Here is a 15965-nt window from a genome sequence, read left to right as displayed (position 1 = left end):
AATGGGGGGTTAGTTTAACGACGCCATGTCAAGCCATGTAAAGCATTGTCACAGTGCGGCCATATTGGTACTCAGGCTGCTGCGGCGCGCTGCAGGCGGTCGCGCACGCCCTCCCATTCCGGGGTGGCAGGCGGGGCTTCGATCCAGATCAGCTTGACTCCGGCATCGTCGAAGCTGCGCAGCACGGCAAACAGCTGTTGGGCCGTGGCCGACGCGTCATCGGGCATGCGCCGAATGACCAGTCTGGACGAGCGCGTGCGCAGGGCCGCGCGGGCATAAATGGCCATGTTGGCGGCATCGGCGCCGAGCAGGTCCAGGCCTGTCTGCAGCGCCTTGGCATCCATCAGCCGTACCTTGGCGTTGGGCGCGTAGTGGGCTTCCAGCGTGCCCGAGGCGCGCGGCGTGTGCGCGGGCAGGTCTTCCTTGGACAGCGGGGCGATGCCGCAGGCGCGGGCGATCTGTGCGCGCGTGATGGCCCCGGGGCGCAGCAGCACCGGCGTGCCGCGCGTGCAGTCGACGATGGTCGACTCGATCCCCACCCCGCAGGGGCCGCCATCGAGCACCAGCAAGTCCTCCCCCAGCTCGTCGGCGACATGCCGGGCGGTGGTGGGGCTCACGCGGCCGAAGCGGTTGGCGCTGGGCGCGGCCACGCCCCATACAGGCGGGCCACCGAGTCCGCTGCCATCGCCAGGGGCCGCGCACGCGGTCAACAAGGCATGTGCCACGGGATGGGCCGGGCAACGCAGGCCCACACTGTCCTGGCCGCCAGTGGCGGCTGTGGCCACACCAGGGCGGCGCGGCAGGATGATGGTCAGCGGCCCGGGCCAGAATGCGTCGACCAGGGCCTGCGCAAAGGCCGGCACCTCGCTGGCGAAATGGGCAATGCCCGAGGCATCGGCCACATGCACGATCAGCGGGTGGTCGCTGGGGCGGCCCTTGGCGGCAAAGATCTGGGCCACGGCGGCATCGCTGCTGGCGTCCGCCGCCAGGCCATACACCGTTTCGGTGGGCAGGCCCAGCAGGGCGCCGCTGCGCACCGCACGGGCGGCGGCGGCGATGGATTCGGGCTGGGTACCGTCGAGAATCATGGCGTGCGGTCCGGCCGGTCAGAAGGGCGCAATGCCCAGCAGGGCCGCGGCCTTGAGTGCGGTGGCGCGGGCCGCATCGGCGCTGTCGGCCGTGATGTTCAGGTGCCCCATCTTGCGCCCGGGCTTGGCGTCGCGCTTGCCGTACAGGTGCAGGTGGGTGCCGGGCAGGGCCAGCACCTCGGCCCAGGGCGGGGTTTGCCCGCTGCCATCGGCGGCAAACCACAGGTCGCCCAGCAGGTTGAGCATCACCGCCGGGCTGTGCTGGCGCGGCTGCGTGAGCGGCAGGCCGGCCATGGTACGCACCTGCAGCTCGAACTGCGAGACATCGCAGGCGTTCTGGCTGTAGTGGCCGCTGTTGTGCGGGCGCGGCGCGATCTCGTTGACCACCAGGCTGCCGTCCTGCAGCACAAAGAACTCCACGCACAGCACGCCCACGTACGACAGGCCGGTGGCAATCGAGATGGCACCCGCGATGGCCTGGCGTGCCAGGTCGTCGGGCAGGTTGCCGGCATGCACCTCGGTCACGGCCAGGATGCCGTCGCGGTGCAGGTTGCGCTGCACCGGCAGGTGCACGCAGGCGCCGTCGGCCCCGCGCGCGACGATGACCGAGCATTCGAGCGCCAGTGGCAGCATCTTTTCGAGCACGCAGGCCACCTGGCCCACCGAATCCCAGGCGGCCGCGAGTTCGGCCGCGGTCTTCACCCGCACCTGGCCCTTGCCGTCGTAGCCCATGCGCGCGGTCTTGAGGATCCCGGGCAGGAGGTCGGCAGGCACAGCGGCCAGTTGCGCGGCCGTCTCGATCACCGCATAGGGCGCGCACGGCACGCCGCAGCGCACGAAATGGGCCTTTTCCTGCGCACGGTCCTGGGCCACGGCCACGGCACCCGCAGCGGGCGACACCGGGCGTAGCGCGCCCAGCGCCGCGAGGGCGGTGGCGGGCACGTTCTCGAATTCGGTGGTCACCGCATCGGCCACGCGGGCCAGCTCGGCCAAGCCGGCTGGGTCTTCGTAACCCGTTTCAATGTGGTGGTGGCTCACCAGCCCGGCAGGGCTGGTGGGGTCGGCATCGAGCACGGCGGTGAAGTAGCCCATGGCCTGGGCCGTGTGCACGAACATGCGGCCGAGTTGGCCGCCGCCAAGGACGCCCAGGGTCGATCCTGGAAGGAGGGGGCAGACAGCGTGGTCATGCAGTAGCGGGGGGCAGGGTCATATTGCGCGCCACCTCGGTCTGCTCGGCACGGAAGGCTTCCAGGCGCTGGCGCAGTTCGGGGCTCTCGCTGGCCAGCAGGGCCACCGCGAACAGGGCCGCGTTGGCGGCGCCGGCCGTGCCGATGGCGAAGGTCGCCACGGGGATGCCCTTGGGCATCTGCACGATGCTGTGCAACGAGTCCACGCCCTGCAGGTGGCGGCTGGCCACGGGCACGCCCAGCACGGGCACGGTGGTCTTGGCGGCGATCATGCCCGGCAGGTGGGCGGCACCCCCGGCTCCGGCGATGATGGCCTTGAGGCCCCGGCCGACGGCGGCTTCGGCATAGGCGAACATGTCGTCGGGCATGCGGTGCGCCGACACCACGCGCGCTTCGTGGGAAATGCCGAATTGCTCAAGAATCTGCACTGCATGCTGCATGGTCTCCCAGTCGCTGCTGGAGCCCATGACCACGCCGATCTGGATGGGTTTCATGGTGTGTGTGGGGGCGCTGCGGCGGACTCGGGTCTGCTTCGGCGCTGTAGGTGGAACCCCCGATTTTACGATTTGCGATGGCCCCCCTGCCACGGGGTTGTTTCAATGCGCCAAAATAGCGCCAACTTGCTTCACCGGCCCTGGGCCCCAGACCATGATTGACGTCACCGTAGAAAATTTTGAAGCCGAGGTGATTGCCGCCTCGATGGAAGTGCCCGTGCTGGTGGATTTCTGGGCGCCCTGGTGTGGCCCCTGCAAATCGCTTGGCCCGGTGCTGGAGAAGCTGGAGACCGAGTACGACGGTCGCTTCAAGCTCGCCAAGATCGACTCCGACCAGGAGCAGCAGCTGGCTGGCATGTTCGGCATCCGCAGCATTCCCACCTGCGTGCTGCTCATGAACGGCCAGCCCGTGGACGGCTTCATGGGCGCCCTGCCCGAGGGCCAGGTGCGCGAGTTCCTCGACAAGCACGTGCCCACGGCCGAGGTCCTGGAAGCCGAGGAACAGGAGGAAGAAGCCCTGGACGCGCTGGCAGAAGGTGACACCGGCACTGCCCTGGAGAAGCTGCAGCACGCCGTGGCCACCGACCCGGGCAACGACGACGCGCGCTTCGACTACGTCAAGCTGCTGCTGCAACTGGGCCGCGACGACGACGCCAAGGTGGCCTTCGCCCCGGTGATCGCCAAGGCCCCCAATGCGCGCAAGATCGCCGCGCTCAAGGTCTGGATGGATGCCATCGATACCGTGGCCACCACCGAGGGCGCGGGCGACACCGCTGCCTTCGAGGCGAAGATCGCGGCCAACAAGCGTGACTTCGACGCCCGCCTGGCCCAGGCGCGCTGGCTCATCACCGAGCAGCGCTGGACCGACGCCATGGACGAACTGCTCGAGATCCTCATGCGCGACAAGGCCTGGGGCGAAGAGGTGGCGCGCAAGACCTACGTGGCCATCCTCGAAATCATCGAGCAGCCCAAGGCCAAGGTGGCCGACGGCCAGATCCCGCCCGATGACCCGGTGGTGGCCACCTACCGCCGCCGCCTGTCGAGCGTTGTGCTCAGCTGACCGGCACCCTGCAACGACAAAGGCTCCCTCGGGAGCCTTTGTCGTTGCAGGGACCGGGAAATCAGCCGATCAACCGCTCCAGCGCCTCGCGGTACTTCGCAGCGGTCTTCTCGATCACCTCGCGCGGCAGGCGCGGCGAGGGCGGGGTCTTGTCCCAGGGCTTGCCGTTGACCTGGGCCTGCTCCAGCCAGTCGCGCACGAACTGCTTGTCGTAGCTTGGCGGGTTCTGGCCGGCCGCCAGGGCCGCTTCGTAGCCTTCGACGGGCCAGTAGCGCGAGCTGTCGGGCGTGAGCACCTCGTCCATCAGCACCAGCGTGCCGTCGGGCGCGAGGCCGAACTCGAATTTCGTGTCGGCAATGATCATGCCCTTGGTGAGGGCGATCTCGGCGGCGGCCTGGTAGATGGCGATGCTCAGGTCGCGGATCTGCGTGGCCAGGGGCAGGCCGATCATTTCCACGGTGCGCTCGAAGGTGATGTTCTCGTCGTGCTCGCCCGCTGCGGCCTTGGCGGCCGGGGTGTAGATCGGCGCGGGCAGCTTGGCCGCGTTGGTCAGGCCTTCGGGCAGGGGCACGCCGCAGACCGAGCGCGACTCCTGGTATTCCTTCCAGCCGCTGCCGGCCAGGTAGCCGCGCACCACGGCCTCGACCGGAATGGGTTGCAGGCGCTGCACCAGCATCGAGCGGCCGCGGATTTGCGGGGCCTCGGCCGGGGTGACCACGCTCTCGGGGGCGTCGCCCGTCAGGTGGTTGGGGCAGATGTGGCCGAGCTTGTCGAACCAGAACAGCGCCATCTGCGTGAGCAGCTCGCCCTTGCCCGGGATGGGTTCGCCCATGATCACGTCGAAAGCCGAGAGGCGGTCGCTGGCCACCATCAGGATGCGGTCGTCGCCCACGGCGTAGTTGTCGCGCACCTTGCCGCGCGCCAGCAAGGGCAGCGAGGTCAGGGCGGAGGTGTGCAGGGCGTTGGAGCTTGGCTGGGTCATGGTGTCGGTGTGGGGCAGTCGATGTCCGCTGCGGTCAGGCCCTGGGGAAGGGGCGGGCGCGCACCCGCGCGGCCACGTTCTCTGTACAGCACGCCGATTTTACGCGCCGGGGCCGATGTTCTGGTCGGCAGGGGCTTGTGGGGGCCTCCGAGGGACGGCACACTGCCGGGCTCGCTTCTCCACGCCCTTGCCGGCAATCCCTTGTGCCCACGTCCCATCCCCTTTCTCCCCGCCGCGAACTGTGGCTGCTGCTGACCCTGGCGGGCGTGCAGTTCACGCACATCCTGGATTTCATGATCATGATGCCGCTGGGCCCGCAGCTCACGCGCATCTTTGCCATCAGCGATGCCCAGTTCGGGCTGCTGGTGTCGGCCTACACGCTGTCGGCAGGCGTGTCCGGCCTGCTTGCCTCGACCTACATCGACCGCTTCGGCCGCAAGCGCCTGCTGCTCGTGCTGTACGCGCTGTTCGGCCTGGCCACGCTGGCCTGCGGCCTGGCCCCCACCTATGCCACGCTGATGGTGGCTCGGGTGCTGGCCGGCATGTTCGGCGGCGTGCTCTCGGCCCTGTGCCAGACCGTCGTGGCCGACGTCGTCCCCTTCGAGCGGCGTGGGCGGGCCATGGGCATCGTGATGACCTCGTTCTCGGTGTCCACGGTGGCCGGGGTGCCGCTGGGGCTGGTGTTCGCCGAGTACGGGGGCTGGCACATGCCGTTCTTCGCCATTGCCGCCATGTGCCTGCTGCTGCTGGTGTTTGCCGCGCGCACGCTGCCCACCATGAACGCCCACCTGGCGGCAGGCCAGCAGCGCACGGCCCTGGGCGGCATCGCCGAGGTGCTCAGGGACGCCAACCACCGCCGGGCCTTCGTGTTCTCGGGCCTGCTGATGTTCACCGGCTTCACGGTGATCCCCTACATCACGATCTACATGCAGGCCAATGCCGGCGTGCGCACCGACCAGGTACCGCTGATCTACCTGTGCGGCGGGGTGGTGACCTTGTTCACGGCGCGCCTGTTCGGACGCCTGACGGATGCGCGCGGCAAGGTCCGCACCTTCCGCTGGCTGGCCCTGGCGGTGGGGCCGTGCCTGCTGGGCATCACCACGGTGCATGGGGTGCCGCTGTGGGCGGTGCTCACGGTGTCCACGCTGATGTTCGCCTTCATGAGCGGGCGCATGATCCCCGGCATGGCCATCATCACCTCGGCCGCCAATCCACAGCTGCGCGGCACCTTCATGACGCTCAATGCCTCGGTGCAGTCCGCAGCCATGGGCGTCGCGTCGCTGGTGGGGGGTGTGCTGATCAGCCGCGATGCCCAGGGGCTGGTACAGGGCTACTGGATGGCCGCGGTGGTGGGCACCGTTGCCAGCGTGCTGTCCATCGTGGTGGTGGGGCGGCTGGTGCTGCATGGCGCAGCGCCGGGGACTGCCGCCAAGGCCTGACAGGTCGCTTGGCGAGTGGCCAAGGGGGGAGGGGCTCCCCCTGCCAACTCAGCCATTGTGCGCCCTTTTCGGGCCGCTGGCACCTCGCCGGGCATAACCCAGTGGGCAGGGGCGGTATGGGATTGCATTTCGATGACAGCAGGGGCATAGTGAACCCGTCAATGGATGCATCCAAGTTCGCCGGGCCGTCCCTCTGATCCAGGGCGGCATTTGTTCCACCGAGAGCCACAGGAGACTTATTTATGAACTTGACGATCAGCGGTCACCACCTCGAAGTTACCCCAGCCCTGCGCAGTTATGTGACCACCAAGCTGGACCGGATCAATCGCCATTTCGACCAGGTAGTAGATGTCAAGGTGCTGCTGACAGTAGAGAAGCAAAAGGAAAAGGAAAAGCGCCAGCGAGCGGAATGCAATATCCATGTGAAGGGCAACGACCTGTTTGCCGAGAGCTCCCATTCCGACCTGTATGCTGCGGTGGATGAGCTGGTCGACAAGATGGACCGCCAGGTGGTGCGCCACAAGGACCGCCTGCAGGACCACCACCACGAAGCTGCCAAGCGCGAAATGCACGCCTGAGCGTTGCATTGCGGGCCACAGCAACCGCCCCTGGAGGCGGTTTTTTTGTGGCCCCTTGTAAATTGCTCAGGGTTTTTGCCAATATGTGCATAATTGTTACCTCTGACCATGAACCGACTCGCCTCCATCCTGCCTCCCGCCCAAGTGCTTGTGAGCGTGGACTCCACCAGCAAGAAGCGTGCTTTTGAAGAGGCGGGTCTGCTGTTCGAGAGCCAGCACGGGCTCTCGCGTGCCCTGATCACGGACAGCCTCTTCGCGCGCGAGCGCCTGGGCTCCACGGGTCTGGGCCATGGCGTGGCCATCCCGCACGGCCGCATCAAGGGCCTCAAGGCCCCGATGGCCGCCGTGTTCCAGCTGGCCCACCCCATCGGTTTCGACGCCCCCGACGAAATGCCGGTGGCGCTGCTGATCTTCCTGCTGGTGCCTGAGGCGGCCACCCAGAAGCACCTGGAGATCCTCTCGGAGATCGCCGAACTGCTGAGCGACTCGGTGCTGCGCGAAAAGCTCAAGGCCAGCACCGATGCGGCCGAACTGCACGGCATGATCGCCGGCTGGCAGTCCACCCAGGCCGCCTGAGCCCCACGGCACCGCGCATTCCCCCCGCAGCCTTGCCGTGAAACCCAATGTTGTCAGCGCCGACGTCCTGTTCGAGGAGTTCCGTGGCCCCCTGAAATGGGAATGGGTCGCGGGCCTCGGTGCCTCCGAGCGCCGCTTTGACGAAGTCGCCGTGCGCTCCGCCCGTTCGGGCGCCGATCTGGTCGGCTACCTCAATTACATCCACCCCTACCGGGTGCAGATCCTCGGTGAGCGCGAAATCGCCTACCTGAGCAGCGCCTCGCCCGACGATTGCAAGCGCCGCATCGCCCGCATCGTGACGCTGGAGCCGCCGGTGCTGGTGCTGGCCGACAACCAGACCGCACCCGATGCGCTGGTCTCGATGTGCGAGCGCGCGCAGATCCCGATGTTCTCCACGCACGAGTCCTCGGCCTTCGTGATCGACGTGCTGCGGGCCTACCTGTCCAAGCACTTTGCCGACCGCACGACCATGCACGGCGTGTTCATGGACATCCTGGGCCTGGGCGTGATGATCACCGGCGAATCGGGCCTGGGCAAGAGCGAACTCGGCCTGGAGCTGATCTCACGCGGCAACGGCCTGGTGGCCGACGATGCAGTGGACCTGTTTCGCATCAACCAGACCACCATCGAGGGCAAGTGCCCCGAGCTGCTGCAGAACCTGCTCGAGGTGCGCGGCATCGGCCTTTTGGACATCCGTGCCATCTTTGGCGAGACGGCCGTGCGCCGCAAGATGCGCCTCAAGCTCATCGTGCACCTGGTGCGCAAGGAGACGCTGGAGCGCGACTACGAGCGCCTGCCCTATGAGCCACTCACGCAGGACGTGCTCGGCGTGCCCGTGCTCAAGGTGGTGATCCAGGTGGTGGCCGGCCGCAACATCGCCGTGCTGGTCGAGGCGGCCGTGCGCAACACCATCCTGCAGTTGCGCGGCATCGACACCTACCAGGAGTTCGTCGAGCGCCACCGCCGTGCCATGGAGCGCGACACCGGAGGCTGACGCCAGGAGCGGCCCTGCAGGGCCGCGAGAGGTCAGGCGTTCTTGCTGGCGCAGGCGGCGCACTGGCCGTACAGCGCCATGGTGTGGTCCTGCACCAGCCAGCCCTTGGACTTGGCCACGATCTGCTGGCGCTTTTCGATCTCGGGGTCGTAGAACTCCTCCACCTTGCCGCAGGACGTGCAGACGAAGTGGTCGTGGTGCTGCCCTTCGTTGAGCTCGTACACCGCCTTGCCGCTCTCGAAGTTGCTGCGGATCAGGATGCCCGCCTGCTCGAACTGCGTGAGCACGCGGTACACGGTGGCCAGGCCGATGTCCGAGCGCTCTTCCAGCAGCACGCGGAACACGTCTTCCGCCGTCATGTGGCGCTGTGCGCCTTTCTGGAAGATCTCCATGATCTTCAGGCGGGGCAGGGTTGCCTTGAGGCCGGTGCTTTTGAGTTCGTCGATGTTGGTCATGGATTGGTCCTGGTTGCCGGTGGCCCGGGAAGGGGAGAGAGGCTGCCGCTACAATGGTTTGATCATATCCTCTGCTCTTTCCCCCATGCCAGTCAAAGCCCGTATCAATGCCCGCCTGGGCTGGATCCTGTTGGTGGGTGCCGCCATCGGTACCCTGGCAGGGTGCGGCAGCCTGGACGGCGCCAGCCGCCGCCTGGCCACCGTGGTCACGCCGTACAAGATCGACGTCGTGCAGGGCAATTTCGTCTCGCGCGAGCAGGTCGAGGCCTTGAAGCCTGGCCAGAGTCGCCAGCAGGTGCGTGAAATCCTGGGCACCCCCCTGGTGACCAGCCTGTTCCACTCCAACCGCTGGGAATATGTCTTCACCCTGAAGAAGCCCTCGGCCGAGCTGCAGACCCGCAAGCTCACGGTGTTCTTCGAGGGTGACGTGCTGGCCCGTTCGGAAGGCGACGAGATGCCCTCCGAGGCCGAATTCGTGGCCTCGCTGGACGGCGGCCGCGCTGGCAAGGGCAAGGTGCCCGTGCTCGAAGCCACGCAAGACCAGTTGGCACGCTACCCCGCACGCAAGGCCGAAACACCGGCCGAGAAGGCGGCCGACGCCGCTCCGCAGGAAATGGCGCCGACCCGCTACCCGCCCCTCGAAGCGCCCGGGCGCTGACCGGGCGGCCCCCCATGGGGGCTTTTTTCATCGTCACCCCTTAGCGAACCCAGGAATCACATGGCAGGGAATACATCGACAGCCCCCACCCCCGTGCGCGTGGCCGTTGCCGGCGCATCGGGCCGCATGGGCCGCATGCTCATCGAGGCCCTGCGCGCCACCGATGACTGCGTGCTCGCCGGCGCACTGGACGTGGCCGCCAGCCCCGGCATCGGCTCGGATGCCACCGCCTTCCTCGGCCATGCCAGTGGCGTGGCCATCACCTCGGACATCAAGGCCGGCCTGCAGAACGCCGACATCCTGATCGACTTCACCCGCCCCGAAGGCACGCTGGCCCACCTGGCGGTGTGCGCCGAGTTGGGCGTGAAGATGGTCGTCGGCACTACCGGTTTTTCCGACGGGCAGAAGGCCGAGATCGCCGCCCTGGCGCAGCGCACCGCTGTGGTCATGGCGCCCAACATGAGCGTGGGCGTCAACGTCACGCTCAAGCTGCTGGAAATGGCCGCCAAGGCCATGGCCACCGGCTACGACATCGAGATCATCGAGGCCCACCACCGCCACAAGGTGGATGCGCCCTCGGGCACCGCGCTCAAGATGGGCGAGGTCATTGCCAAAGCCATGGGCCGCGACCTCAAGGAATGCGCCGTCTACGCCCGCGAGGGCATCACCGGCGAACGCGATCCGTCGAGCATCGGCTTTGCGGCCATCCGCGGTGGCGACATCGTGGGCGACCACACCGTGCTGTTCGCGGGCATCGGCGAGCGCATCGAGATCACGCACAAGTCGTCCAGCCGCAGCACCTACGCCCAGGGCAGTCTGCGCGCCGTGCGCTATCTGGCCGCCCACAAGACCGGTTTGCACGACATGTTCGACGTGCTGAACCTGAAGTAAACCGACAAGCCGGTCACGCATGGACGCATTCCACTGGTGGCGCCAGGGCGACGCGGTGACGCAGGGCACGGCCCTGCTGCTGCTGGGCATGTCCGTCGCCAGCTGGGTGGTGATCGTCTGGAAGCTGCGCCTGCTGCGCCGCGCCAGTGCCGACGTGGCGCGCTGCGTGGCCGCCGTCTGGCAGGCCCCTTCGCTGCCCGAGGCCGCGCTGCGCCTGCAGGGCTTTGACCGGCTGGCCCTGGTGCTGCCCATGGTGGCCGCCGTCAACACCGTGGCCGACCAGGCCTCCCCGGCAGCGCTGGCCTCCATGGGCAGCCTGTCCCAGCGCCTCACGCGCGTGCTGCGCGACGCCTTGCACGCGGTGCTGGGCCGGCTGCAGTTCGGCCAGGTGCTGCTGGCCACCGTGGGCTCCACGGCGCCGTTCGTGGGGCTGCTGGGCACAGTGTGGGGCATCTACCATGCGCTGTCGGCCATGGCCGGCGCCGGGCAGATCACCATCGACCGCGTGGCTGGCCCCGTCGGCGAGGCCTTGGTCATGACCGCTGCCGGCCTGGCCGTAGCCATCCCGGCCGTGCTGGCCTACAACGTCTGTGGCCGGCTGATCGGCCGCATCGAAGCCGATCTGGAGGGCTTTGCGCGCGACCTGCGGGAGCTGCGCATCGATACGGCAGCCGGTGGCGCCCTGCAGGGCGGGACTTCCCGTCCGGGAGGCGGGGAATGAGCTTCGGCCGGTTGGAGCGCACCCAGGGCTCGGCGCCCATGAGTGACATCAACATGACGCCGCTGGTCGACGTGATGCTGGTGCTGGTGGTGATCTTCATCCTCACCGCGCCGCTCATGGCCAGCGCCATCCGCCTGGACCTGCCGCGCGCCGAAGGTACTGCCTCCGGTGCGCCCGCCCGGGCCCTGACCCTGGTGGTGGACCGCACGGGCCAGGCCTACCTCGATGACCAGCCGCTGGCGCAGGCCGCGCTGGCCGAGCGCCTGCAGCGCATCGGCGCCGCAGCGCCCGACACCGAAGTGCAACTGCGCGCTGACGCTGCCGTGCCCTATGGCCGCATCGTTGAAATCATGGGCGCGGCCCATGCCGCAGGCCTGCGGCGCATCGGTTTCGTGGCCGATCCGCAGGCCGCCGCCGCAGCCCCGAACACGCCCTGAAACCCGGCGTGCCGGGCCCGCCACCGCGGTGGCTCGCCCGACAGCCTAAAATCCGCGCAGCGCAGTCCTGTGGCTGCACCATCCTGACCCGAGCCTCCATGCAAGACAAATACTCTCCCCAAGAGGTTGAGCGCGCCGCGCAAGACCACTGGACCGCCCGCGATGCCTACCGCGTGGTCGAAGACGCGAACAAGAAGAAGTTCTACGCCTGCTCGATGCTGCCCTACCCCAGCGGCAAGTTGCACATGGGCCATGTGCGCAACTACACCATCAACGACATGCTCACGCGCTACCTGCGCATGAATGGCCACAACGTGCTCATGCCCATGGGCTGGGACGCATTCGGCCTGCCGGCCGAGAACGCGGCGCTCAAGAACGGCGTGCCGCCCGCCAAGTGGACGTACGAGAACATCGCGTACATGAAGACGCAGATGCAGGCCATGGGCCTGGCCATCGACTGGTCGCGCGAAGTCGCCACCTGCGACCCCGAGTACTACCGCTGGAACCAGTGGCTGTTCCTGAAGATGCTGGACAAGGGCATCGCCTACCGCAAGACCCAGGTCGTGAACTGGGACCCGGTGGACCAGACCGTGCTGGCCAACGAGCAGGTCATCGACGGCAAGGGCTGGCGCACCGGCGCCACGGTGGAAAAGCGCGAGATCCCCGGCTACTACCTGAAGATCACCGACTACGCCGAAGAGCTGCTGGACTTCGTCACCGGCGACAAGCTACCCGGCTGGCCCGAGCGCGTCAAGCTCATGCAGGAGAACTGGATCGGCAAGAGCGAAGGCGTGCGCTTCGCCTTCCCGCACGACATCCGCGGTGACGATGGCGCGCTGATCGGCGATGGCCGCATGTACGTCTTCACCACGCGCGCCGACACCATCATGGGCGTGACCTTCTGCGCCGTGGCGCCCGAGCACCCGCTCGCCGCCCACGCGGCGCGCAGCAACCCGGCGCTGGCGGCCTTCATCGAGGAGTGCAAGAGCGGCGGCACCACCGAGGCCGAATTGGCCACGCAGGAAAAGAAGGGCCAGCCCACGGGCCTGTTCGTGACGCACCCCATCACCGAAGAGCAGATCCCGGTGTGGGTGGGCAACTACGTGCTCATGGGCTATGGCGACGGCGCCGTGATGGGCGTGCCCGCGCACGACGAGCGCGACTTCGCCTTCGCCCTCAAGTACGACCTGGAAATCAAGCAGGTGGTGCTGGTGGACGGCGAGCACTTCAACTACCACCAGTGGAGCGACTGGTACGGCGACAAGCAGCGCGGCGTGACCATCAACTCCGACAGCTTCAGCGGCATGGGCTACAAGGAGGCCGTGGCCGCCGTGGCCCACGCCCTGCAGGCCAAGGGCCTGGGCGAGACCAAGACCACCTGGCGCCTGCGCGACTGGGGCGTTTCGCGCCAGCGCTACTGGGGCACGCCCATCCCCATCATCCATTGCGACGAGCACGGCGCCGTGCCGGTGCCCGAGAAGGACCTGCCGGTGGTGCTGCCCACCGACTGCGTACCCGATGGCTCGGGCAACCCGCTGCACAAGCACGAGGGCTTTCACGCCGGCGTGGTCTGCCCCGTCTGCGGCAAGGCCGCGCGGCGCGAGACCGACACCATGGACACCTTCGTGGACAGCTCCTGGTACTTCATGCGCTACTGCGACCCGAAGAACAACGACGCCATGGTGGCCGACGGCACGGCCTACTGGATGCGCGACCAGAAAGTCGCGACCGGTGGTGCCGGCATGGACCAGTACATCGGCGGTATCGAACACGCCATCCTGCACCTGCTGTATGCACGCTTCTGGACCAAGGTCATGCGCGACCTGGGCCTGGTGACGGTGGACGAACCGTTTGCCCACCTGCTCACGCAGGGCATGGTGCTCAACCACATCTACTTCACGCGCGACGAGAAGGGCGGCAAGAGCTACTTCCCGCCCGAGGGCGTGACGCCCGTGCTGGATGCCCAGGGCCGCATCACCGGCGGCAAGCTGAACGAGGCGGAAGGCCGGTTCGCCCAGGGCCTGCTGCTCGAATACGGCGGCGTCGGCAAGATGGGCAAGACCGAGCGCAACGGTGTCGATCCGCAGGACCTGATCGCCAAGTACGGCGCCGACACCGCCCGCCTGTACACCATGTTCACGGCCCCGCCCGAAGCCACACTGGAGTGGAACGATGCGGCCGTGGAAGGCAGCTACCGCTTCCTGCGCCGCGTGTGGAACTTCGGCTTCAAGCTGGCGGCCATCGACCGGGATGCGGCGCTGGCCAGCGTGGCCGGGGCCACGAGCCTGGCCGACGTGCAGTTCGGCAAGGAGGCCAAGGCCCTGCGCCTGGAGATCCACAGCGTGCTCAAGCAGGTGGATTACGACTACCAGCGCATGCAGTACAACACGGTGGTTTCGGGCGCGATGAAGATGATCAACGCGCTCGAAGACTTCAAGGCCACCGAATCGGCCGGTGCCCAGGTGGCGCTGATCGAGGGCTTCGGCATCCTGCTGCGCAGCCTGTACCCCGCCACGCCCCACATCGCCCACACGCTGTGGACGACGCTGGGCTATGCCGGTGCGCTCGGCGAACTGCTCGATGCGCCCTGGCCCCAGGTGGATGCCGGCGCCCTGGTGCAGGACGAGATCGAGCTCATGCTGCAGGTCAACGGCAAGCTGCGCGGCTCCATCCTCGTGCCGGCCCAGGCCGACAAGGCCGAGATCGAGCGTGTTGCACTGGCCAGCGAGGCCTTCATCGCCCAGGCAACCGGGGCTGTGCCCAAGCGCGTGATCGTGGTGCCCGGGCGCCTGGTGAACGTGGTGGTGTGACCATGCTGACCAAGCGCACCTTGCTCACGGTGGCACCTGCCGCATTGCTCACTGCCTGCGGTTTTCGCCTGCGCGGCGTGCCCGAGTTCTCGTTCGACGTGCTGTTCATCGCCGCGGCCCCCAGCTCCACGCTGGCGCGCGAACTGCAGCGCACGCTGGACGGCTCGGGCAGCAAGCTCACGGTGCTGCGCGACCTGGCCGACCTGCCCAAGGCACAGGTCGGGCTGGAGCTGCTGTCCGAGCAGCGCGAGCGCGTGGTGGTGGGGCAAAACGCCTCGGGCCAGGTGCGCGAACTGCAGCTGCGCCTGCGCGTGAAATTCCGGGTGCGCGGTGCCAATGGCGCAGAACTCCTGCCCGAGACCGAATTGCTGCAGCAGCGTGACATCAGCTACAACGAAACCATCGCCCTGGCCAAGGAGGCCGAAGAGGCCCTGCTGTACCGCAACATGCAGACCGACATCGTGCAGCAACTGCTGCGCCGCCTGGCGGTCGTCAAGCGCTGAGGTTATTTCAGCGGGGGCACGCGCATCAGGGTGCTTTTCCCGAACAGGGATTCCACGAGGTCCACGGCCACCTCGGCCGTCTGGTTGCGCACATCGAGGGCCGGGTTCAGCTCCATGATGTCCAGCGACGCCAGGCGGCCGCTGTCGGCAATCATCTCCATGCACAGCTGGGCCTCGCGGTAGGTGGGGCCGCCGGGCACGGTGGTGCCCACGCCAGGTGCAATGGCCGGGTCCAGGAAGTCCACGTCGAAGCTCACGTGCAGGTGGGTATTTTCGTCCATGCCCGCCAGCGCCTGCTGCATGGCCTGGCGCATGCCGATCTCGTCGATGGCACGCATGTCGAACACCTCCAGCCCTTGTTCATGCACCAGGCGCTTCTCGCCCGCATCCACGCTGCGGATGCCGATCTGGCGCACCTGCTGCGGCCGCAGGGCCGGGCCGCCGCCGGGCATGCCGGCCAGGCCCGTGAGCTCGGGCGGGCCCAGGCCGCACAGGCAGGCCACGGGCATGCCGTGCACGTTGCCGCTCGGGGTCAGGGCGCTGGTGTTGAAGTCGGCATGGGCGTCGAGCCAGAGCACGCGCAGCTTCTTGCCCGTCTCGGCACAGTGGCGTGCCACCGCGCTGATGCTGCCCAGGCCCAGGCAGTGGTCGCCGCCCAGCAGAATGGGCAGGCGGCCCTGCTGCAGTTCCGCGTACACCGCATCGAACACCAGCTGGTTCCACTGCACCACCTCGGGCAGGTGGCGGTAGCCTTCGACCGGGGGCTGCCACGGGTTGGCGGGGCCGTTCAGGTTGCCGCGGTCCACCACCTGCAGATCGTGCCGCTCCAGGGCGGCCTGCAAACCCGCCACGCGCAAGGCCTCCGGGCCCATGGAGGCGCCGCGGGCGCCCGCGCCGATGTCGGTGGGCGCGCCGATCAGGCTGGCGGCGGGATGGGGGCAGGGACGATGGTCATGCAGGAAGGCCTTTGTGGGGTGGGCAGAGGGCGAGACTGCAGCACGGGTAGCGCCGCAGCATGGCAGGGCGCTATTGTGGGTCGGTGCATGCGCAAAGGAAAGCCGCAGGCCTGTGCAATTCTTGGGGCATACCAGG

Annotated in this window: 17 protein-coding genes; 11 read left to right on the top strand and 6 right to left on the bottom strand. The window is 67.9% G+C overall.

Annotation, left to right across the window (positions count from 1 at the left end; translation table 11 throughout):
* Window positions 1-71: 71 nt before the first annotated feature.
* From AC0IZS_RS06795 to purE, 3 genes are all read right to left on the bottom strand, one after another.
* Window positions 72-1088, bottom strand: coding sequence for an L-threonylcarbamoyladenylate synthase (locus tag AC0IZS_RS06795; protein ID WP_471634923.1), 1017 nt, complete (start codon window positions 1086-1088; stop codon window positions 72-74).
* An 18-nt stretch (window positions 1089-1106) separates the two neighbouring features.
* Window positions 1107-2204: a 5-(carboxyamino)imidazole ribonucleotide synthase gene (locus AC0IZS_RS06790; protein ID WP_471634922.1), complete on the bottom strand. Its 1098-nt coding sequence runs from the start codon at window positions 2202-2204 to the stop codon at window positions 1107-1109.
* Window positions 2205-2271: 67 nt separating this feature from the next.
* Window positions 2272-2769 carry a 5-(carboxyamino)imidazole ribonucleotide mutase gene (purE, locus tag AC0IZS_RS06785; RefSeq protein ID WP_057200768.1) on the bottom strand — a complete coding sequence of 166 codons (498 nt, stop codon included), beginning with the start codon at window positions 2767-2769 and terminating at the stop codon, window positions 2272-2274.
* A gap of 154 nt (window positions 2770-2923) precedes the next feature.
* On the opposite strand from purE, the gene trxA reads away from it, so the two are divergent.
* Window positions 2924-3829: a thioredoxin gene (gene trxA / locus AC0IZS_RS06780; protein ID WP_471634921.1), complete on the top strand. Its 906-nt coding sequence runs from the start codon at window positions 2924-2926 to the stop codon at window positions 3827-3829.
* Between the two features lie 61 nt (window positions 3830-3890).
* Here trxA and AC0IZS_RS06775 read toward each other — a convergent pair whose 3' ends face one another.
* Window positions 3891-4811: a phosphoribosylaminoimidazolesuccinocarboxamide synthase gene (locus AC0IZS_RS06775; protein ID WP_471634920.1), complete on the bottom strand. Its 921-nt coding sequence runs from the start codon at window positions 4809-4811 to the stop codon at window positions 3891-3893.
* A gap of 203 nt (window positions 4812-5014) precedes the next feature.
* Here AC0IZS_RS06775 and AC0IZS_RS06770 point away from each other — a divergent pair, with 203 nt between their 5' ends.
* The 4 genes from AC0IZS_RS06770 (at window position 5015) to hprK (ending at window position 8398) form a co-directional block, all read left to right on the top strand.
* Window positions 5015-6250 (top strand): MFS transporter, encoded by a 1236-nt coding sequence (locus tag AC0IZS_RS06770; RefSeq protein WP_471634919.1) that lies wholly within the window; start codon window positions 5015-5017, stop codon window positions 6248-6250.
* A 242-nt stretch (window positions 6251-6492) separates the two neighbouring features.
* Complete coding sequence (hpf, locus tag AC0IZS_RS06765) at window positions 6493-6828, top strand: ribosome hibernation-promoting factor, HPF/YfiA family (RefSeq protein ID WP_007857535.1); 336 nt, start codon at window positions 6493-6495, stop codon at window positions 6826-6828.
* Window positions 6829-6936: 108 nt separating this feature from the next.
* Window positions 6937-7404 carry a PTS sugar transporter subunit IIA gene (locus tag AC0IZS_RS06760; RefSeq protein ID WP_007857534.1) on the top strand — a complete coding sequence of 156 codons (468 nt, stop codon included), beginning with the start codon at window positions 6937-6939 and terminating at the stop codon, window positions 7402-7404.
* Window positions 7405-7441: 37 nt separating this feature from the next.
* Window positions 7442-8398 (top strand): HPr(Ser) kinase/phosphatase, encoded by a 957-nt coding sequence (gene hprK / locus AC0IZS_RS06755; RefSeq protein ID WP_305744518.1) that lies wholly within the window; start codon window positions 7442-7444, stop codon window positions 8396-8398.
* Between the two features lie 32 nt (window positions 8399-8430).
* On the opposite strand, the gene fur is transcribed toward hprK, so the two are convergent.
* Window positions 8431-8853 (bottom strand): ferric iron uptake transcriptional regulator, encoded by a 423-nt coding sequence (gene fur, locus AC0IZS_RS06750; RefSeq protein WP_471634918.1) that lies wholly within the window; start codon window positions 8851-8853, stop codon window positions 8431-8433.
* Window positions 8854-8938: 85 nt separating this feature from the next.
* Here fur and AC0IZS_RS06745 point away from each other — a divergent pair, with 85 nt between their 5' ends.
* The 6 genes from AC0IZS_RS06745 (at window position 8939) to AC0IZS_RS06720 (ending at window position 14873) form a co-directional block, all read left to right on the top strand.
* Window positions 8939-9511, top strand: a complete 573-nt coding sequence (locus AC0IZS_RS06745) for an outer membrane protein assembly factor BamE (protein ID WP_471634917.1) — start codon at window positions 8939-8941, stop codon at window positions 9509-9511.
* Window positions 9512-9571: 60 nt separating this feature from the next.
* Window positions 9572-10402: a 4-hydroxy-tetrahydrodipicolinate reductase gene (gene dapB / locus AC0IZS_RS06740; RefSeq protein WP_471634916.1), complete on the top strand. Its 831-nt coding sequence runs from the start codon at window positions 9572-9574 to the stop codon at window positions 10400-10402.
* 19 nt (window positions 10403-10421) lie between these two features.
* Window positions 10422-11123, top strand: a complete 702-nt coding sequence (locus AC0IZS_RS06735; RefSeq protein ID WP_471634915.1) for a MotA/TolQ/ExbB proton channel family protein — start codon at window positions 10422-10424, stop codon at window positions 11121-11123.
* The gene (locus AC0IZS_RS06730) at window positions 11120-11560 is read left to right on the top strand and encodes an ExbD/TolR family protein (RefSeq protein WP_471634914.1); all 441 of its coding nucleotides are present in this window, start codon (window positions 11120-11122) and stop codon (window positions 11558-11560) included. The genes AC0IZS_RS06735 and AC0IZS_RS06730 overlap by 4 nt, the downstream gene beginning before the upstream one ends.
* Window positions 11561-11658: 98 nt before the next feature.
* Window positions 11659-14370, top strand: a complete 2712-nt coding sequence (gene leuS, locus AC0IZS_RS06725; RefSeq protein WP_471634913.1) for a leucine--tRNA ligase — start codon at window positions 11659-11661, stop codon at window positions 14368-14370.
* 2 nt (window positions 14371-14372) lie between these two features.
* On the top strand, window positions 14373-14873 hold the full coding sequence (locus tag AC0IZS_RS06720; RefSeq protein WP_471634912.1) for an LPS-assembly lipoprotein LptE: 501 nt from the start codon (window positions 14373-14375) through the stop codon (window positions 14871-14873).
* A gap of 2 nt (window positions 14874-14875) precedes the next feature.
* Here the strand turns inward: AC0IZS_RS06720 and rocF are convergent, their stop codons facing one another.
* Window positions 14876-15745: an arginase gene (rocF, locus tag AC0IZS_RS06715; protein ID WP_471634911.1), complete on the bottom strand. Its 870-nt coding sequence runs from the start codon at window positions 15743-15745 to the stop codon at window positions 14876-14878.
* Window positions 15746-15965 lie beyond the last annotated feature (220 nt).

The organism is Acidovorax sp. AC410, from assembly GCF_979253235.1.
The sequence above is the reverse complement of the archived record's forward strand: the minus strand, read 5'-3'. Positions and strand labels throughout refer to the sequence as shown.